This is a genomic window from Streptomyces sp. NPDC005492 (assembly GCF_040605995.1).
Lineage (GTDB): Bacteria > Actinomycetota > Actinomycetes > Streptomycetales > Streptomycetaceae > Streptomyces.
On record NZ_JBEXDX010000006.1, the window covers coordinates 1 to 19,423 of the forward strand.

The following is a 19,423-nucleotide window of genomic DNA, read 5'->3' on the forward strand; positions in this document are numbered from 1 at the left end:
GCCAGTACCGCCGTAAATTTGAGCCTGCGCCCCCGCGTCTGCATCCGATCATTTTGTGTGTCGCGGCCACATGTGGCTCTCCCCTATATGGCTCGCTCATTGGTGTACTCCACTGACGCCCCGCAGGCCCGAAAGCCGCCGCCACGAAACTCCTCGTATCCCCTGTTGACATGGGAAATCGCCCCCCTCTGGGCATGATTGACGGATCGTCGGCCAGCCGGTACCACTGACGCACGCCCGGCCCCGTACGGCTCATCACCCCACCCGTCCCTGGAGGCTGCATTGCGAGGATCCTCGACCGACCCCAACCGCTCTCCCGGACACAGACGCGCGCGAAGATCCGCCGGTGCGCTCGCCACCGCCGCCCTGCTGCTGCCCCTGCTGGGCGCCGCCCCGTCGCAGAGCGCCGGCGATGCCCCCGCCTCCACCCTCCAGCAGGCGTTCACATCCGCGGCCGCCGAGTACCACGTACCGCAGACCGTGCTGCTGGCCGTCTCCTACCTCCAGTCCCGCTGGGACAGCCATGGCGGAGCGCCCAGTGTGTCCGGCGGCTACGGCCCGATGCACCTCACGGACGCCCGCACCGCTCTCGCCACCACGGAGCACCTGAGCGAGGGCACCGAGGACGCCCGCGGCGACAGCGCCCGCCCGGCCCTGCACCCCACCGCGCAGATCCCGGCGAACTCCCAACTCCCCGCCCGTCTGCGCACGTTGACGAAGGCGGCCGAGCTGACCGGTCTTCCGGCGGCCGACCTCCGTACCGACGAGGCGGCGAACGTGGCCGGCGGCGCGGCGCTGCTCGCGGACGCGCAGAAGAGCCTCGGCGAGCCGCTCAGCGCGGACCCGGCCGAGTGGTACGCCGCGATCGCCCGCTTCTCGGGCGCCGACGACACGGCGACCGCGGCCTCCTTCGCCAACGATGTCTACGACGTCATCCACACCGGCGAAGCGCGCACCACGGACTCCGGTGAGCGCGTCGCCCTGGCCGCCCGGCCGGGCCTCGCGCCCGACACGGCGCAACTGCGGGAGGCCGGGCTGCGGACGGTGTCCGCCGACGGCACGGAGTGCCCGAAGAAGGTGTCCTGCGAGTGGATCCCGGCGCCGTACTCCCAGTTCGGGAACAACGACTACGGCAACCACGACCTGGGCGACCGGCCCGCGTCGCAGAGCATCAAGTACATCGTCATCCATGACACGGAGGGCCAGTGGGACGGTGTCCTGAACCTGGTCCAGGACCCCACCTATGTGTCGTGGAACTACACGATCCGCTCCACTGATGGGTTGATCGCCCAGCATGTGAAGGCCAAGGACGTGGCCTGGCACGCGGGCAACTGGTACATCAACGCCAAGTCGATCGGCATCGAGCACGAGGGCTTCCTGGCCGCGCCGGACGCCTGGTACACGGAGGCGATGTACCGCTCGTCGGCGCGCCTGGTGAAGTACCTGACGAGGAAGTACGGCATCCCGCTGGACCGGCAGCACATCCTCGGCCACGACAACGTGCCGGGTCCGACCACCTCCACCATCCCCGGGATGCACACGGACCCGGGTCCGTACTGGGACTGGGCGCACTACTTCACCCTGCTGGGACACCCCTTCCAGCAGACCGCGAAGAAGGGCGCCGGCCTGGTGACCATCCGCCCCGACTACGCCGGCAACCAGCCGGTGTACACGGGCTGCGTCACCGCGGGCCAGCCGTGCGCGGCGCACGGGTCGAGCGAGGTCCGGCTGTACTCCGGGCCCGGTGAGACCTATCCGCTGATCAAGGACATCGGCCTCGGGAAGGCGCCGACCACGGGGGTCAACGACCTGTCGTCGCGGGTGTCCACCGGCCAGCAGTACGCGGTGGCCGACCGCTCCGGCGACTGGACGGCGATCTGGTATCTGGGCCAGGAGGCCTGGTTCAAGAACCCGAAGAAGCACCCCACTGCCGTGAAGGCGGCCGGCCTGGTGGTGACTCCGAAGGCCGGTCTGGACAGCGTCCCGGTGTACGGCCGCGCCTACCCGGAGGCCTCGGCCTACCCGACGGGAGTGCCCGCCCAGGCGGTGTCCCCGCTGCCGTACACCCTGCTCAAGGGCCAGAAGTACGTGGTCGGTGACAAGGTGCCCGGCGAGTACTACTACGCGGTCACCTTCACCACCGACTCGCACAAGGTCGTCGTAGGAAATGATCTCTACTACGAGATCCAGTACGGCCACCGCGTGGAGTTCGTCCGGGCCGCCGATGTGACGCTGACGCGGTCGGGCCGGTAGCCGGGCCTCAGCCCTGCTGGAACAGTTCCGCCGGGAGCGGTTTCAGCAGGGCGTAGAGGTCGTCCGTGATGGGGCGGTCCCAGGCTGCGATGGTGACCAGGACATTGTCGCTGCGGTCGAACTGGACGCAGGAGATCCGGCTCTCCGAGAGCTTGAGGCGGCGCACGATCAGCAGGTTGTCGCCCTGCATCACCGGCATGTCCTCGGTGCCCACGACCGTCACCTCCTCGTCGTTCTCCAGCGCGAGGAGCAGTTGGGCGACCTCGAAGGGGACCTCGTCCTCGGCGATGTCACGGGCCGGGGAGCCCTCCGGCAGATTGCCGATGACCATCGCGGGACCGCGACCGCCGAAGAGGTCGTAGCGCAGGAACACACCCTGGCAACTGCCGTCGGGCGCGGGCAGCAGACCGGCACCGAGGTTGCCGGGCCAGTCGCCCGGGTCCATGGCCAGGACGTCGAATTCGGGCCCGGCGGGGGTGGCGCTGCGGCGGCGGAGGAACGACATGAAGCCATGGTACGGGGTGCCGTCCGGCGGTGGGGCCGTGGTAGGCGCGGGTGCGTGGTCTGGTGCGGGTGTGTGAAAGCTAGGTGCGCAGTTCCCCGCGCCCCTTGGGGGGTTTGGCCCCACGTCGCTTTGATCAGTGCTCTTTCCAGGCCTGGGCGGTCCGTGTGGAGTTCTACGGCTGTCTCGGGGTTGGTGTGTGGAGGCGGCGGGGGCGTAGGCCTGCTGCGGCGAGTTCGGTGCGGGCCGTTTCGGTGAGGCCGTCCGCGCCGCACTGTACGGCCGTGTCGAGGCCGCGGTAGAGATGTTCGGCGGCTTCCTCGGGGCGGCCGGTGCGGCGGAGTTCGGTGCCGAGGGCGACCAGGGCACAGGCGAGTTCGTAGGCGGCCGGGGAGCTTTCCAGGTGGGCGATGGACTCCTCCAGGAGCTTCGCGCGCGCTGAGCCGGAGGTGACCTCGGCGGCGATGCGCAGGGCCTGGCCGATGGCGGACGGGGTGCCGAACTGGCGGGCTCGGGCTACCGCTTCGTGGGCGGTGGCGACGGCGCGCTCGGGGGTGTCGTGGCTCTCGGCGCGGGCGAGGTGGAGCTGCCAGGGGCACCACGCGGGGTTGCGGATTCCGCGCGGGTCCAGGCGGCGGCCGGCGGCGGCCAGTTCTTCGGCCGCGTCCTTGGTGAGGCCGCGCGCCAGCAGCAGTTCGCCGTACACGGTCTGCGCGTCCGGGAAGACGACGGCGGCCGGGAAGGGCGCCGCGAAGGCGTGGTCCTCGGCGAGCCGGGCGGCCTCCGCCACCCGGCCGCGGGCCAGCAGGACCTCGATGAGGATGCCGGTGCCGTACCAGTAGACGGGGGTGCCGGGTCCGACCCGCTCGGCGAGGCGCAGGCCCGCGCGGGCGGAGTCCTCGGCCTCGACGAGCCGGCCGCTCCGGTAGCGGAGGTAGCCGAGGAGCGTGTAGCCGAAGGCCAGGTGTGCGCCGCGCCAGCCCTGTTGCTCGAAGTCGGCGATGCCGGTGGCGAACAGTTCCTCCGCTCGGCCGGGCCGGTCGCAGTACATGTGGGCGAGGGCCACCAGCACCGGCACCTCGAAGCCGCGATCGGCCTCCGCCCAGCCGAGGCCACCATTGAGTGCGCGCTCGGCATGGTGGAGGGCCACATGTGCGGGTTCACCACGGAGTACGGCGTCCCAGCTGCGCAGGCCGATGATGTACCGCTCGGTGAGGTCGCGGCCCTTGAGGCGGTCGGCGAGTTTGGTGAGCCGGCGGGAGCGTGAGGGGTGGTCGGGTTCGTCGGCGCGGAAGGCGTCCCACATGAACTGCTCGGAGAGCATGCGGAGTCTGACCCGGGCGTCGCCGGTGACGCGGATCTCGCGGGCGAGCGTGTCGGAGGCCTCGGCGAGGCGGTCGCTGTGGGCGAGGACCTGGGAGAGGCGGTAGACGATGTTCTGCCGCAGGACCGCGTCGCTGATCGGCTCTTCGAGGGCGGCCCGCAGATGGTTGACGGTGGTCGCCGGTTCGGTGAGCAGGGAGGCGCTGCCCAGTTCGTAGAGGACGGCGGCCCGGTCGTCGAAGGGCGGCGGTTCGCGCAGGGCCCGCGCGAGATAGCTGCGGGCCGTGTCGGGGGCGCCCGCGCGCAGGGTTTCGCCGGCTGCCGCGCGGAGTTGCTGGACGACCCAGTTGTCGCCGTCGGGGTGGGTCTCCATGAGGTGGCGGGCGGCGGCGGAGGGGCCCTGGCCGTCGTTGATGACGCACCAGGCGGCCTGGCCGTGCAGAGCGACCCGGACGCCCGCCGGGATGGCCCGGTAGACGGCGGTGGCGATGAGCGGGTGGACGAATTCGAGGGTGCCCGCGTCGGTCGGTGTGCCGGTGAGGATCCGGGCGCCGCGCAGCGCGTCGGCGGCGTCGGCGGCTTCCTCGTGGCCGAGTCCGGCGACGGCGGCGGCGAGCGCCGGGTGCGTCGTGGTGCCGAGGACCGCGCAGGCCCAGGCGAAGCGGACGGTCGAGGTGCCGAGGCGTTCGAGGCGGGTGACGAGGCCGCTGCCCCTGACCGCGGCGGCGAGGTCGCGCAGCAGGTACGCCCCGGCCCCGGTCGGTGTCAGACCCCGGTCGTGGATCTTGGCGGTGAGTTCGACGGTCTCGAAGGGGTTCCCGGCGGTGACGGCCCAGCACTCGTGGCAGAACGCGTCGTCGGCGTGCTCACCGAGGGTCTCCCGCACCAGGTCGGCGACGGCCATGGCGCTGAGTGGTTCGAGGTCGAGGGGGCGTCCGCCGGCCCTGCCCGGCAGTCCCCTGAACGACTCGGCGTGACCGGGGAGTTCATCGGGCCGATAGGCGACGACGACCAGGAGCGGGAGTTGCTCGGCTCGGGGTGCGAACGCAGCCAGCCAGCCAAGGGATTCGGGGTCGGCCCAGTGCGCGTCGTCGAGGACGAGAACCATCGGGGCCCGCGTCACCGCGAGGTGGGTGAGCACCCAGTCGAGGCCGTCGCGCAGACCCTGCTGGTCGGGCGGGGAGCCTTCGGTGGGGGCGCACAGTCCGAGTGCCGGTCCGACGATGCCGTACCAACTCCCCAGCGCGTTACGGAGATCGGCGTCGGCCGACGCCGCGAACTGTGGTTGCAGCAGTTGGCGGGCGACGTGGAAGGCGACGCGCTGTTCCTGGTCGCCGCCCCGTGCGGACAGCACGGTGCAGCCCCGGGCTGCGGCGCGGCGGCGCACCTCGCCGAGGAGGGTGGTCTTGCCGAGGCCGGCTCGTCCCGCGAAGGCGAGCAGGGCACCGCGAGGCCTGGCCTCCCGCTCCGCTCCGTCCGTGCGCAGCCCGGTGAGCTCGCCCAACACCTCGTCCACAGCGGTGAGTTCACTCTCCCGTTCGAAGAGTGTCCCTCTGCTGCGCGCGCTCCACTGCCCCATCCCAAACCCCCCGCCACGGTGGCGCGCCCGCACGGGAGCGAACGCACACCGTGAGCTACAGGGACCTCAGCGTACGCTTTCCGAGGGTGCCGCGGCCCGCTTGTCGGGGAAGGCGTACCGGCCGGTACTCCTGAGTCGTCGGGGGCGGTGGGGGACGGATGACCTACGGCAACTGCAGTTGCTCTGGCCGTGAGCGACAACCCGCTCAGGGAAGTCGCCCGGTGCGATGCACGGCTCGGTGCGGACGTCCGGGTGGTCCTTGTGGTGCGGGGCGAGGAGGGCCTCGGTGAGGACGCGGGTCTCGTTCTCGACGGCGTCCTGGTCGACGACCGGCGGGACGAGTTCACCGGCGGACGCCCAGGCATGCGGCGGTCTCGGGTAGGCGGCGACGACCTGGAGGCGGGCCCCGCGCAGGGCGGCCTCGGCGAAGGCGAGGGTGGTCTCGTCGGGGCTGTCCACGCGCAGGCCGATGACCACTCGGGTGCCCGGCTCGGCCGGGGCATCGCCGTGCACCTCGCGTCCGGGCCGGGGCACCACGACGACGGGGCAGCCGGCGTCACGCGCGGCGGCCATGCCGTTGGAGCCGAGGAGCAGGCCAGCGAAGCCGCCGCGACCGCGGGAACCGAGCACCAACAACTGTGCGGTGGCGCCCAGTTCGGGCAGTACGGCGGCCGGCGTGCCCTGCAGTCCGAGGTACTCCATGACCGGTCGGTCGGCGCGGTCTTCGAGATACGTACGGACCTGGTCGAGCACCTCGTCCTCGCCCGGGTCCGGCGGCCCGGCGACCTGGACACCAGGCAGTGTCCAGGCGGCGGCGTACTGCCACACATGGACCACGCGCAGCGGCGCCCCGCGGCCACGGGCCGCGTCGAGGGCCCGGTCCAGGGCACGCAGGCTGTCGTTCCGAACCGTCGACCGCCGCGATGAGCGGCAGCGTGCTCATGGGTTGCTCACCTCCGGACGGCGGGGCCTTTCCCCTCTGGGGCCGGCCTGGCTCAGGCGTCGGCTCCAGAAGGGTTCTCAAGGTCGCGTGTCCGGAAAAACGGGCGAAACACCCTTCACGTCAGGTCGAACTCCCCTTCCCGCGCCCCCGACACGAACGCGCCCCATTCCGCGGGCGTGAAGATCAAGGAAGGGCTCTCCGGGCGGCCGCTGTTGCGCATAGCGATGAATCCCTCGACAAAAGCGATCTGGACATCTCCCAGTCCACGGCTGCCTGAGTGCCAATCGGCGTCACTGAGGTCCAGCTCCGGCTTGTCCCAGCCCGCGAGCGGGTGCTGCTGGATGGTGCTCTCGGCCACGTCCGTGCTCCTCCCGATTCGTCGTCCGCGGCCAGCCTAGCGATCGGTTTCTGATGCCAACAGGCCATGTGAGGGGGACCTTTCAGGAGTCGGGCGGTTCGCTGCCCACGAGCCACATCGAGAAGAACTGGGATCCGCCGCCATAGGCGTGTCCAAGAACCCGCCGGGCCCCTTCCACCTGGTGTTCTCCGGCCTGGCCGCGGACCTGGAGGGCGGCCTCCGCGAAGCGGATCATGCCCGAGGCGCCGATCGGATTGGTCGAGAGCACTCCCCCTGACATGTTCACGGGAAGGTCGCCGTCCAGCTCGGTCACCCCCGATTCCGTGAGCTTCCAGCCCTCCCCCTCGTCGGCGAACCCGAGGTTCTCCAGCCACATGGGCTCGTACCACGAGAACGGCACGTACATCTCCACGGCGTCGATGTCCCGGCGCGGATCGGCGATTCCCGCCTGCCGGTACACATCGGCCGCGCAGTCCTTGCCTGCCTGCGGCGACACACAGTCCTTTCCTGCGAACAGTGTGGGTTCGCTACGCATGGCGCCGCCATGCATCCAGGCCGCCGGACGTGGGGCGCGGGCCGCTCCCGCCCGGTCGGTGAGGACCATCGCGCAGGCGCCGTCCGAGGAGGGGCAGGTCTCGGAGTAGCGGATCGGGTCCCACAGCATCGGTGAGGCCTGGACCTTCTCCAGGGTGATGTCGTGCTCGTGGAGATGCGCGTACGGGTTCTTCAGCGCGTTGCGCCGGTCCTTGTACGCCACCAGGGAGCCGACCGTGTCGGGCGCCCCAGTGCGCCGCATGTACGCGCGCACATGGGGGGCGAAGAAGCCGCCCGCGCCGGCGAGGAGCGGCTGCTGGAAGGGGATCGGCAGGGACAGTCCCCACATGGCGTTCGACTCGGACTGCTTCTCGAAGGCGAGGGTGAGGACCGTGCCGTGCGCGCGGGCCGCGACGAGATTGGCGGCGACCAGGGCCGTCGAGCCGCCCACCGAGCCGGCGGTGTGCACCCGGAGCATGGGTTTGCCCACGGCGCCCAGCGCGTCGGCGAGGTACAGCTCGGGCATCATGACGCCTTCGAAGAAGTCGGGCGCCTTGCCGATGACGACGGCGTCGATGTCGGCCCACGTCAACTCGGCGTCGTCCAGGGCCCGTCGGGCCGCCTCGCGGACGAGCCCCGCGATGGACACGTCCCGGCGCGCGGCGACGTGCTTGGTCTGGCCGATGCCTACGACGGCCACGGGCTCCTTGCTCATCGCGGATCCCCTTCGAGTACGGCGACCAGGTTCTGTTGCAGACAGGGGCCGGAGGTGGCGTGGGCGAGGGCTCGGTCGGACTCACCCCGGTGGATGCGGGCGGCGGCCTCGCCGATGCGGATCAGGCCGGCGGCCATGACCGGGTTCGCGGCGAGGGCGCCGCCGGACGGGTTGACGCGTACGTCTTCCCCGAGGCGCAGCGCCTTGCGCAGGACGACCTCCTGCGCGGTGAACGGTGCGTGCAACTCGGCGGTGTCGACGGGCCGTTCGAAGGCACCCGCCTTCTCGGCGGCCAGCCGCGCGGACGGTGAGTCGGTCAACTCGCGTACGCCGAGGCTGTGCGCCTCGATGCGGTGGTCGATCCCCCTGATCCAGGCGGGCCGTTCGCACAGTTCGCGGGCCCGGTCCCCGGCCGCGAGGATCACGGCGGCGGCCCCGTCGCCGATCGGCGGGCAGTCGCCGGTGCGCAGCGGGCGTACGGCGTAGTCGCCCTGCGGGACCGAACCACGTACCTGTGCATGGGAGTTGGCGCTCGCGTCGGTGCGGCTGCGGGCCGCCACGGCGGCGAGCGCGGGTTCGTCGGTGTCGCCCGCGTCGATGAGCGCCTGCGCCTGGAGGGCGGCCAGCGCCACGGAGTCCGGCCACAGGGGGGCGACGTAGTAGGGGTCGAGCTGTCGGGTGAGGACGTCGCGTACGGAGCCGGGGGACGACTTGCCGTACGAGTAGACGAGCGCGGTGTCGGCGTCGCCGGTGAGGAGTTTGGTCCATGCCTCGTAGAGCGCCCAGGCGCCGTCCATCTCGACGTGCGACTCGGAGATCGGCGGCCAGGCGCCGACGCCGTCGAGGGCGAGGGTGAAGGAGAAGGCGCGGCCGGCGAGGTAGTCGCTGGAGCCGGAGCAGGTGAAGTCGATGTCGGCGGTCTTGAGGCCGGTCTGTTCGAGGACGCCGTGCAACACCGGCATCAGCATCTCCACCTCGGAGAGCTCCTCGGTGGTGCGCCGGTGGTCGGTCTGCGCGAAGGCGACGACGGCGATCTCACGCATCACAGCAGCTCCTTGTAGGCGTCGTAGTCCGCGTCGGGCTCACCGGTCGGCCGGTAGTGGTCGGGATAGCGGCCGCCCTCGGTCCACACTGCCTCGACGCGCAGCCCCATGCGCACCTGGTCGTACGGGATGCCGCCGATGCGTCCGTGCAGTGCGAGGTCGGCTCCGTCGAGGGCGATGTGCGCGTAGACGTACGGCACCTCGATGTCGAGGTTCTTCGCCTTGATGTTGACGATGCAGAACGTGGTGACGGTGCCGCGCGGACCCACTTCGACATGTTCCGCTGTGGCGACACCACATGTGGGACACGCACCCCTCGGGGGGACGTACACCTTGCGGCAGGAGGGGCAGCGTTCGCCGACGGTGCGCTGTTCGGACAGCGCGTGGATGTAGTCGGTCTGGGCACGGCCGGGCGAGTAGACGTAGTCGAGGCGCGCGGGGGCGACGATGCCGGTGACCATGTTCTCGAACCCACCGGTGTGGTCGGCGAGTTGGCGCGTCTCATCACCCTCGTACGGTTCGAAGCAGGCGATGTCCGTGATGGCTCCGGCGCGTTCCCCGGCCCAGCGGACGCGGACGCGCATGCCGGTGCGGACGGCGTCGGGGCCGGGGGCGTCGAGGGCGTGCAGGAGGGCGGTGTCGGCGCCGTCGAGGCGGACCAGGACCCAGGCGAAGGGGGTGTCGAGGGGCTGGCCGCGGCGGGGTTCGTGGTTCCAGGCCCAGGTGGTGACCGTGCCGACGGTGGCGACCTCGACGAGATCGCGGATCTCCTCGGCGGTGACGGGGTCGTACTCGACGGGCGGCACGAGGACGCGGCCGTCGCCGGTCCGCACCCCGAGGACGACCCGTTCACGCAGCCCGGTGAGGAAGGCGCTCTGGACGGGGCCGAGGGAGCGGGTGAAGGGGAATGCGAGGGTCAGGGGAGCTTTGAGGACTTCGGGCATGAGGGGCTGCCTCCTTGCGAGGGTCAGGCTCGCTTGTAGACGGGCGGTCGCTTCTCGGCGAAGGCACGGGCCCCCTCCTTCGCGTCGGCGGTGTCGAAGATCGGCCAGCCGCGCTTGAGTTCGGAGGCGAGACCGTCGGTCTCGGTCAGCTCGGCGGTCTCGTACACCGACGCCTTGACCGCCTCGACGGCCAACGGCCCGCAGGCGTTGACGAGTTCGGCGATCTCCAGGGCCTTGTCTAGGGCCGTGCCGTCGGGCACGACATGTCCGACCAGGCCGATGTCCGCCGCTTCCCGTGCGCCGTACGGGCGGCCGGTGAGCAGCATCTCCAGGGCATGGGTGCGCGGAATCTGCCGCTGGAGGCGGACAGTTGAGCCGCCGATCGGGAAGAGGCCGCGCTTGACCTCGAACAGGCCGAAGGTCGCGGACTCCCCCGCGACGCGGATGTCGGTGCCCTGGAGGATCTCGGTGCCGCCGGCTACGCAGTAGCCCTCGACGGCGGCAATCACCGGTTTGCGGGGGCGGTGATGGCGCAGCATCGCCTTCCAGTGCAGGTCGGGGTCGGCCTTGAGCCGGTCGCGGTACTGCTGGCCCTCCATGCCCTTGCCCGCGAGGGCCTTGAGGTCCATGCCCGCGCAGAACGCGCCGCCCGCGCCGGTCAGCACGATCGAGCGGATCGCGTCGTCCGCATCGGCCTCGATCCAGCCGTCGTACAGGCCGACCAGCATCGGCAGTGAGAGCGCGTTCTTCGCCTCGGGCCTGTTGAGCGTGAGCACCAGTGTGGCGCCTTCGCGCCGCACGGTCAGGTGTTCCGTACCGCCCATCGCCGTCCTCCCGTCGCCGTACCGCCTCCGGAACGAGAACAGGTTGCAGGAGGTGCCCTGCCAGTACAAGAGGTTTCTGACACTCAGTCAGATTTCTTCTGCGCGGACCCTTCACAGTTGTCGCGCCCTTTGCTCTGATGACCGGCGAACCGACGTCAGGAGGAGTGGTGGAGTACAACATTGCCGACCTGTTCGAGTCGGTCGTCGACGTGGTCCCCGACCGCGAGGCGCTCGTGTACATCGACCACCCGGGCACGGGCGCGGAACGCCGCCTGGCCTACGCGGAGTTGGACGCGGCCGCAAACCGTGTCGCCCATCACCTGATCGACAGCGGGATACGTCCGGGTGAGCACCTGGGGCTCCATCTCTACAACGGCATTGAGTACTTGCAGACGGTGCTGGGCTGTCTCAAGGCGCGGGTCGTACCGGTCAACGTCAACTACCGGTACGTGGAAGAGGAGTTGGTGTACCTCTACCGGGACGCCGATCTCGTGGCGCTGGTCTTCGACACGGAGTTCACCGAGCGGGTGGCGGCCGCGCTGCCGCGGACGGAGAAGCTTCGGCACCTGGTGCGGGTGGGGGCACCGGCACCAGCCGCGCCGGAGGTACCGGCCGTGTCCTTCACGGACGCGGAGGCGGCCGGGTCGCCCGAGCGCGGGTTCCCGGCCCGTTCTGGCGACGACCAGTTCATCATCTACACCGGCGGCACGACCGGGATGCCCAAGGGTGTGATGTGGCGCCAGGAGGACCTGTTCTTCTCGGGGCTCGGCGGCGGCGCGCCGACCGGTGAACCCGTCAAGAAACCCGAGGAGTTGGCCGAGCGGGTCGCGGCCGGCGGGGCGGGCATCACGTTCTTCCCCACGCCCCCACTGATGCACGGCACCTCCACCCTGACCGCGTTCATCGGCTTCAACTTCGGCCAACGCATCGTGATCCACCGGAAGTTCGTGCCCGAGGAGGTGCTGCGGACCGTCGAGAAGGAGAAGGTCACCAGCATGTCCCTGGTCGGCGACGCGATGCTGCGTCCGCTGATCGACGCCCTCAACGGGCCGATGAAGGGCACGGATTGCTCGTCGATGTTCAGTGTCTCGTCCTCCGGCGCGATCATGTCGGAGACGGTGCGCCGGCAGTTCCAGGAGCTGCTCCCGAACACGATGCTGCTGAACAACTACGGTTCGTCCGAGTCCGGCTTCAACGGCACGGCGACAGCCGACTCGGGGGCCGGGCAGTCCTTCCGTATCCGGGTCAACTCCCGTACCCAGGTGGTTGATCCGGCCACCAACGAGCCGGTCGCCGTCGGCGAGATCGGCCGGGTCGCCCAGTGCGGCCACGTGCCGCTCGGCTACTACAACGACCCGCGGAAAACCGCCGAGACCTTCTTCGAGAAGGACGGCAGGCGGTGGGTGCTGCTCGGCGACATGGCGACCGTGGACGAGGAGGGCGTCGTCACGGTCCTCGGGCGTGGCTCTCAGTGCATCAACACCGGTGGCGAGAAGGTGTATCCGGAGGAGGTCGAGCAGGCGCTCAAGTCGCATCCGGATGTCTACGACGCGCTGGTGGCCGGGGTGCCGGACGCGAAGTGGGGCAACCATGTGGCCGCCGTCGTACAACTGCGCGCGGGCGCGGTACGACCGTCGCTGGACGACATCCAGACACACTGCCGCACCCACCTGGCCGGTTACAAGATCCCGCGCCAACTGGTGATTTCGGAGTCCATCCAGCGGTCGCCGAGCGGCAAGGCGGACTACCGGTGGGCGCGGGAGGTGGCCGTCGCGGCGGACGCGTGAGCCGGTGCCGACCCCCGGTTGAACTGGCGGTAGCGTGCGCCCGTACTGGTGGTGACGGATCCGGTGGCCCGGGCCGGGTCCGCCATGCCATCACCGGGCTCAGCACGGAAGGACGTTCGGGTGCCGCTCTTCACTCGCTCTCACCCATCGCCGGACCAGAAGGCCACCGGGGAGACCGACCCGACAGCGACGACGGAGGCCGCCGCACCACCCGAACCACAGGAGCCACCTGAGCGACACGAGTTGGCGGGCGCGACCGAGTCCACGGATTCGGGCGATGCGAGCGGCTTGAGTGAGGCGACAGCTTCGGACGGGGCGGTTGAGTCGGAAGGGGCGGCCGGCTCGGAAGAAGTAGCTGGGTCGGGCGAGACGGCTGCTTCTGTCGAGGCGATCGACTCGGGGGTATCGGCGACGGCCGCCGAGTCCGCAGCAACCGCAGCGTCTGACGAGCCAACGGAGTCGGCTCAGCCTGGCGACTCCGTTGGACCAGCGGCGCCTGCGGAGCCCACAGCAGCCGCAGCGTGTGGCGAACCTGCAGAGTCCACTCAGCCCGATGACCCTGCGGTGCCAACTCAGCCCGACGACCTCGCTGAATCAGCCGAGCCCGCAGAGCCCGCAGCACCTGCCGCGTCCGACAAGCCCACAGAATCCACCCAGCCCGACGGCCCTGCGGTGCCAACTCAACCCGGCGACCTCGCTGAACCAACCACGCCTACCGAGCCCGCAGCACCCGCCGCGTCCGACAAGCCCACAGAATCCACTCAGCCCGACGACCTCGCCGTGCCGACTCAACCCGGCGACCCCGCTGCACCAACCACGCCTACCAAGCCCGCAACGTCGAGCGAACCCTCGCAATCCTCTCGGTCCGACAACCCCGCACAGTCGACCCAGCCCGACGCCCCCACCGAAGCGGCCGCGCCCGCGAAATCCGCAGCATTCGGCCCACCCGCAGAGTCCGGTCACCCCGACGAGCTCACTGAATCGGCCGCGCCCGCGCACTCTGCCGAGCGCGCACGGCCCGACCAGCCCGACAACCCCGCCGAATCAGCCACGCCCGCGAAATCCGCAGCACCCGCAGCATCCACCGAACCCACGGAATCCCCCCAGCCCGACGAGCCCACTCAATCGGCCACGCCCCAGGAATCCGCCGAACCCGCCGCCCAACTCCCAACCCGAACCGGTTGGTTCGGCTGGCGTAGGCGCTATCCCCGGACCGCACGCGCCGTAGGCGTAGGTACGAGTGTCCTGGCCGGCGTGCTGCTGCTCGTCGCGCTCGTCGTGCCCGATCGGCTTGATCGGATGACGTTCCAGTCGTTCATCCGGCTTCCGGTGGAGCTGATCATCCTCGCGGTCGTGCTGCTCGCGCTGCCGTCGCGGGCGCGGCGGATCGCCGCTGTCGTGCTGGGCGCGTTCGTCGGGCTGACCACCGTGCTGAAGTGCATGGACATGGGCTTCTACCAGACCCTGGCCCGCCCCTTCGACCTGGTTTTCGACTGGGTCCTGCTGAGCGACGCGGCGGACTGGATGAAGGACTCGTTCGGGCACTCGGGCGAGGTGCTCGCGATCATCGGGGTGATCGTCCTGCTGATCGTCGTACTCGTGGCGAGCGCGCTCGCGATGGTGCGGCTGGCGGACATGATGGCGAGGCACCGCCCCATGGCCGTACGCACCACACTGGTGCTCGGTGTTGTGTGGATCATGTGCTTCACCCTGAGTGTGCAGGTCGGCGGAGTCACGCTCGCCACCAAGGGCTACAGCCAGTTCCTCAGCAATCGTGTGAAGTACGTCCGCGAGGGTCTGGGGGACGCCGATGTCTTCAAGAAGCAGCTCACCGTCGACGCCTTCGCCAAGACGCCGTCCAACCAACTGCTGACCGGACTGCGCGGCAAGGACGTGCTGTTCACCTTCATCGAGAGCTACGGCCGGGTCGCGCTCGACGATCCGACGATGGCACCGGAGATGGACAAGACGCTCGCCGCGGGCGACGCCAGGCTCAAGGCGGCCGGCTTCGCCTCGCGCAGCGCCTGGCTCAGGTCGCCCGTGACGGGCGCCGGAAGCTGGCTCGCCCACTCGACGTTCCTGTCCGGCCTGTGGATCAAGAACCAGCAGCGCTACCGCACCGTGACCACCAGCACCCGCGCGACTCTGACCAGCTACTTCCAGAAGACCGGCGCCTGGCGCACGGTCGGCATCGTCCCCGGCGTGCGCAAGTCCTGGCCCGAGGGCAAGTACTTCGGCCTCGACAACATCTACGACTCCACACACCTCGGCTACAACGGTCCGTACTTCAGTTGGACGCCGGTGCCGGACCAGTTCAGCCTGCAGTCCTTCGAACGGCTGGAGTACGGCAAGAAGAACCGCGACCCGATCATGGCAGAGATCATCCTCGCCTCCAGCCACAACCCCTGGTCCCCCATCGCCCACACCATCCCCTGGAACGACCTCGGGGACGGCACGATCTTCAACGAGATCAAGAAGGAGGGCACCAACCCGACGGAGGTCTGGAAGAGCGCGAAGCGCGTGCGCACCGAGTACCGCAAGGCCATCCAGTACTCCGTGGACAGCCTGACCCAGTGGATGCAGCGCTACGGCAACAAGAACACCGTCCTCGTCTTCCTCGGCGACCACCAGCCGGTCCCGACGGTCACCGGCGGCACCAGTGACAGGGACGTGCCGATCACCATCGTCGCCCACGACCCGAAGGTGCTGGACCGTATCTCCAACTGGGGCTGGACGGACGGGATCAAGCCCGCCGACAACGCGCCGGTGCTGGGCATGGACAAGTTCCGTGACCGCTTCATGACGGCGTTCGGGAGCCAGGCGAAGTGACGTCGAGGAACGCGGTGACGCGGCGCACGAACCACTCCGGGTCATCCAGCCACGGATAGTGACCGGCCCCCGGCTGGACCGCCGCCTCCGCGTTCCGGAAAACGGCTGCGGCACGGCGGACGAGGTCGGGCCGGGGGCCGCCGTCGAGTTCACCCGCGAGCAGCAGGACGGGTGCAGGCAGGCCGGCGAGGGCGGCCCGGGTGGCGGGCGGGTCGAAGGCGCCCTCGGCGAAGTACAAGTCGGCGGCCTCGTCGGCGCTCTGCTCGTCGCCGAGTGCGGCGTGTTCCTCGGCGGGGGCGTCCCACCGGCCGTAGAAGAAGGGCTCGAAGACCGGGTCGAAGTCCCCGGTGCCCGCGAGCCACGCCTCGAACGCCGGGTACGCGGCCTCGAACCACGGCTCGTCCTCGCGCAGCCGCGCGGCGGCGAGCCGGTCCTCGGCCGTGGCCGGCATGTCCAACGCCCATGGGGTGGCGGTGATGAGCGCCAGCCGTGCCACATGTTCGGGGTACCGGGCCGCGTACAGCATCGCGAGACTGCCACCCGCCGAGTGCGCGAGCAGATCCATATGGTCCAACCCCATGTGGGCGCGCCATACTTCCACGTCGTCGACCAGCCGGTCGCAGCGGTACGACGCCGGGTCGGCCGGCGCCGCGGAGTCGCCTGTGCCTCGCAGATCGAGCAGGATCAACCGGCGATGCGCGGCCAGCCCGCCCAGATCACCGAGATAGGCAGAGGCCCGCATGGGCCCTCCGGGCAGCACGAGCAACGGCTCGCCCACGCCCTGTACGTGGTAGGCGAGTTCGGTGCCGTCGGTGGCGGTGAAGGTCGGCATGCGGCTGATCCTCACCGTCATCCGTTGCCGATCGCAAGGCGGTTGATCGGGCCGAGTCGAAGATCCGAAGATCTGGAGGCAGACTCCTGCGCCTTCGAGCATCACCGGCCTACCGTCCCGCGTCACCCCAGACCCAGCAGCTCCGCCAGATTCCCGCCCAGTACCCGGTCACGGACCTCCCCCGGACGCGTGACGCGTTCCACCGTCGTACGTGCCACGACCGGGTCTCCGTAGGGCGCGTCCGAGCCGAAAAGGGTGCGGGTGGGGAGTTCATGGATGGCCAGGCGGATGGCGAAGACGATGGTGGCCGTGGAGAGTTCGAGGTGGAGGTTGGGAACGGCGCGGGCCAGTTCGATCGCCACCATCCAGTGGGCTCCGCCCAGTTGGCTGATCACGAGCGGTACCTTCGGGTAATGGGCCGCCAGTTCGGCGAGCGTGCGCAGGTCCGCCGCGGTCGTGGGCGCGGAGCCATGGACGACTACCGGAAGTCCGGCGTGGTCGTCGGCCGCCCGGAGCGCGGGTTCCACGAGGGCTGCCTGGTTCGGGGGCGGGGTGAGTTCACCGATGCCGTACAGTCCGCGACCGATCACCTCCCGCTCCACCCGCGCCGCGGTCTCGGCGTCGGAGTGGCCGAGAGGGACGGAGCCGAAGCCGAGGAAGCGGTCGGGGTGGGCGGCGAGGGCCTCGTCCAACTCCCCCATCGCCAGGGCGAATCCGTCGTCACCGGAAGCGCCGCCCAACGCCCTTTCCAGCACACCCATTTCGTACTGGAGCGAGTCGAGATCGGTGGCCCGTTCCGGGTGCGCGCGGGTGGGGAACAGGACCGTGCGGTCGACACCCGCCTCGTCGAGCGCCAACAGGTGGGCGTCCAACGGACCGTGGACATGGCTGTGGGCGTCGAGAATCACGTGCGCCTCCCTGAGTGTCCGGACGCCCGGCGGAATGCGGGCGGCGGAGGCCAGTGTTGAGCCCTGACATCGTTGGAAGGTCAAGTGGGAGAGGAGCGCGTGCCCGTGCTGATCGGGGAGCTGGCCGAGCGGACGGGAACCAGCGAGCGATTGCTGCGCTATTACGAACAGGCGGGACTGCTGCGGCCCGAGCGACTCCCCAACGGCTACCGGGAGTACGCCGATTCGGACACCGCCGCCGTACTCCGCATCCGCGCGCTCCTCGCGGCCGGACTGCCCACCCGGGTCATCCGGCAGGTACTGCCCTGCACCACGGACGAGGCCGCCGTGCGACCCTGTCCGGGCGTACTCGACGCGCTGCGCGACCAGTTGGGCGCCCTGGACCGGAGGGCTGTCGAACTGGACGCGGCCCGCGCGGCGTTGCGGGACACCATCGCGGGAGCGGAGGCCCATAAGACTGTGGCTCCAGCCCCGGCCCCCGCCCCGACTCGTGGGTGACGACGCTCAGCCGCCGAACCGCTCCCGCAACTCCCGCTTCAGGATCTTCCCGCTGGCGTTGCGCGGCAGTTCCTCCACGAACACGACGCGCTTCGGTGCCTTGAAGTGGGCGAGCTTCTCCCGTGCGTGGTCGATGAGTTGGGTCTCGGTGACCTGGCCGCGCGGGACGACGACCGCGGTGACGGCCTCGATCCAGCGGTCGTCGGGGAGGCCGATGACGGCGACCTCGGCGACTCCCTCGTGGGTGTAGAGCGCGTCCTCGACCTGGCGTGAAGCGACCAGTACGCCACCGGAGTTGATGACGTCCTTCACCCGGTCGACGACGGTGTAGAAGCCTTGGGCGTCCCGCACCGCGAGGTCGCCGGAGTGGAACCAGCCGTCGCGGAAGGCGGCGGCGGTCTCCTCGGGCTTGTCCCAGTAGCCCTCGCACAACTGCGGTGAACGGTAGACGACTTCACCCTGTGTACCGTCGGGCACGTCCTTGCCGTCCTCGTCGACCACACGCGCGTCCACGAACAGGACGGGTCGGCCACAGGAGTCCATCCGCCCCTTGTGCTCGTCGGGGCCCAGGACGGTGGCCAGGGGTCCGATCTCGCTCTGCCCGAAGCAGTTGTAGAAGGCCAGCTTGGGGAGCCGCTCGCGCAGCCGCTCCAGGACCGGCACCGGCATGATCGACGCCCCGTAGTACGCCTTGCGCAGGCCGCTGAGGTCGCGGGTGGCGAAGTCGGGCCGGTTCGCCAGACCGATCCACACCGTGGGCGGGGCGAACAGGCTGTCCACGCGTCCGGCCTCGATCAGGTCGAAGAGCCGGTCACCGTCGGGCGCGTCGAGGATGATGTTGGTGGCGCCCACCGCCAGGTACGGCAGCAGGAACACATGCGTCTGCGCCGAGTGGTACAGCGGCAGCGAGTGCACCGGGCGGTCCCCGGCGCTCAGATCCAGGGCGGTGATCGCGCTCAAGTACTCGTGCACCAGGGCCCGGTGGGTCATCATCGCGCCCTTGGGCAGGGCGGTCGTGCCCGAGGTGTAGAGCAACTGCACCAGGTCCTCGGTGCGCGGCTCGGGACCGTCGTAGGGCGGCGCGGACGCCAGCCGCTCCAGCAGCGAGCCGGCCGCGTCCCGCAGCGGCAACGTCCGTACACCCTCGGGAAGCCGGGGCGCGAGGTCGGGGTCGGTGAGCACGAGCGCGCTGCCGGACTGGCCGACGATGTACGCGAGGTCGTCGCCGGTGAGGTTCTGGTTGACCGGCACGTGCACCAGGCCCGCGCGGGCGCAGGCGAGGAAGCCGATCAGGTAGGCGTCCGAGTTGTGGCCGTAGGAACCGACCCGGTCGCCCGGGGCGAGGTCCTGGTCGAGGAGCACGCTCGCCGCGCGGGAGACGGCGTCGTCGAGTTCCTGGTACGTCCAGGAGCGCTCGCCGTAATTCACCGCCACGCGTGCGGGAGTGCGTCGGGCGCTGCGTCGCAGTACCCCGTCAACCGTGCTGCCGTGTCCGGGCGTCATGACACATGATCCTCGGGCCGGCGCCCGGGCGGGTCAAGCCGAGTGGTC

14 protein-coding genes and 1 pseudogene are annotated in these 19,423 nt (G+C 70.3%); 4 read left to right on the forward strand and 11 right to left on the reverse strand.

The annotated features are described in order from the left end of the window. Positions 1–282 precede the first annotated feature (282 nt). Entirely contained in the window at positions 283–2,253 is a 1,971-nt protein-coding gene (locus ABZT04_RS10500; RefSeq protein ID WP_356055170.1) for a peptidoglycan recognition family protein, read from the forward strand. 7 nt (positions 2,254–2,260) lie between these two features. Here the strand turns inward: ABZT04_RS10500 and ABZT04_RS10505 are convergent, their stop codons facing one another. From ABZT04_RS10505 to ABZT04_RS10540, 8 genes and pseudogenes are all read right to left on the reverse strand, one after another. After that, positions 2,261–2,758: a hypothetical protein gene (locus ABZT04_RS10505; protein ID WP_355902664.1), complete on the reverse strand. Its 498-nt coding sequence runs from the start codon at positions 2,756–2,758 to the stop codon at positions 2,261–2,263. Positions 2,759–2,930: 172 nt separating this feature from the next. Further along, a complete protein-coding gene (locus ABZT04_RS10510; RefSeq protein ID WP_356055171.1) occupies positions 2,931–5,657 on the reverse strand; it encodes an AAA family ATPase in 2,727 nt (908 codons plus the stop codon). Between the two features lie 234 nt (positions 5,658–5,891). Then, a pseudogene (locus ABZT04_RS10515) lies at positions 5,892–6,600 on the reverse strand (universal stress protein); the annotation flags it as partial. 115 nt (positions 6,601–6,715) lie between these two features. Continuing rightward, entirely contained in the window at positions 6,716–6,958 is a 243-nt protein-coding gene (locus ABZT04_RS10520; RefSeq protein WP_019057879.1) for a DUF397 domain-containing protein, read from the reverse strand. 82 nt (positions 6,959–7,040) lie between these two features. Then, positions 7,041–8,207, reverse strand: a complete 1,167-nt coding sequence (locus ABZT04_RS10525) for a thiolase domain-containing protein (protein WP_356055172.1) — start codon at positions 8,205–8,207, stop codon at positions 7,041–7,043. Beyond that, the gene (locus tag ABZT04_RS10530; RefSeq protein ID WP_356055173.1) at positions 8,204–9,250 is read right to left on the reverse strand and encodes a thiolase domain-containing protein; all 1,047 of its coding nucleotides are present in this window, start codon (positions 9,248–9,250) and stop codon (positions 8,204–8,206) included. The genes ABZT04_RS10525 and ABZT04_RS10530 overlap by 4 nt, the downstream gene beginning before the upstream one ends. Further along, positions 9,250–10,194, reverse strand: coding sequence for an OB-fold domain-containing protein (locus tag ABZT04_RS10535; protein WP_356055174.1), 945 nt, complete (start codon positions 10,192–10,194; stop codon positions 9,250–9,252). Before ABZT04_RS10535 ends, ABZT04_RS10530 begins: the two co-directional genes overlap by 1 nt. Positions 10,195–10,217: 23 nt before the next feature. Continuing rightward, positions 10,218–11,018, reverse strand: a complete 801-nt coding sequence (locus tag ABZT04_RS10540) for a crotonase/enoyl-CoA hydratase family protein (protein WP_356055175.1) — start codon at positions 11,016–11,018, stop codon at positions 10,218–10,220. A gap of 167 nt (positions 11,019–11,185) precedes the next feature. Between ABZT04_RS10540 and ABZT04_RS10545 the strand changes: the two genes are divergently transcribed. Together ABZT04_RS10545 and ABZT04_RS10550 are read left to right on the forward strand one after the other, a co-directional pair. After that, on the forward strand, positions 11,186–12,805 hold the full coding sequence (locus tag ABZT04_RS10545; protein ID WP_356055176.1) for an acyl-CoA synthetase: 1,620 nt from the start codon (positions 11,186–11,188) through the stop codon (positions 12,803–12,805). A 1,254-nt stretch (positions 12,806–14,059) separates the two neighbouring features. Further along, positions 14,060–15,634, forward strand: a complete 1,575-nt coding sequence (locus ABZT04_RS10550; RefSeq protein WP_356055178.1) for a sulfatase — start codon at positions 14,060–14,062, stop codon at positions 15,632–15,634. Here ABZT04_RS10550 and ABZT04_RS10555 read toward each other — a convergent pair. Together ABZT04_RS10555 and ABZT04_RS10560 are read right to left on the reverse strand one after the other, a co-directional pair. Next, positions 15,603–16,466, reverse strand: coding sequence for an alpha/beta hydrolase (locus ABZT04_RS10555; protein WP_356055180.1), 864 nt, complete (start codon positions 16,464–16,466; stop codon positions 15,603–15,605). The two genes, ABZT04_RS10550 and ABZT04_RS10555, sit on opposite strands and share 32 nt — an antisense overlap. 122 nt (positions 16,467–16,588) lie before the next feature. Beyond that, positions 16,589–17,374, reverse strand: coding sequence for an amidohydrolase family protein (locus ABZT04_RS10560; protein ID WP_356055182.1), 786 nt, complete (start codon positions 17,372–17,374; stop codon positions 16,589–16,591). Positions 17,375–17,479: 105 nt separating this feature from the next. Here ABZT04_RS10560 and ABZT04_RS10565 point away from each other — a divergent pair, with 105 nt between their 5' ends. Then, positions 17,480–17,872, forward strand: coding sequence for a MerR family transcriptional regulator (locus ABZT04_RS10565; protein ID WP_356055699.1), 393 nt, complete (start codon positions 17,480–17,482; stop codon positions 17,870–17,872). Between the two features lie 6 nt (positions 17,873–17,878). Here the strand turns inward: ABZT04_RS10565 and ABZT04_RS10570 are convergent, their stop codons facing one another. Further along, positions 17,879–19,375, reverse strand: coding sequence for an acyl-CoA synthetase (locus tag ABZT04_RS10570; protein ID WP_356055184.1), 1,497 nt, complete (start codon positions 19,373–19,375; stop codon positions 17,879–17,881). Between the last annotated feature and the right edge of the window lie 48 nt (positions 19,376–19,423).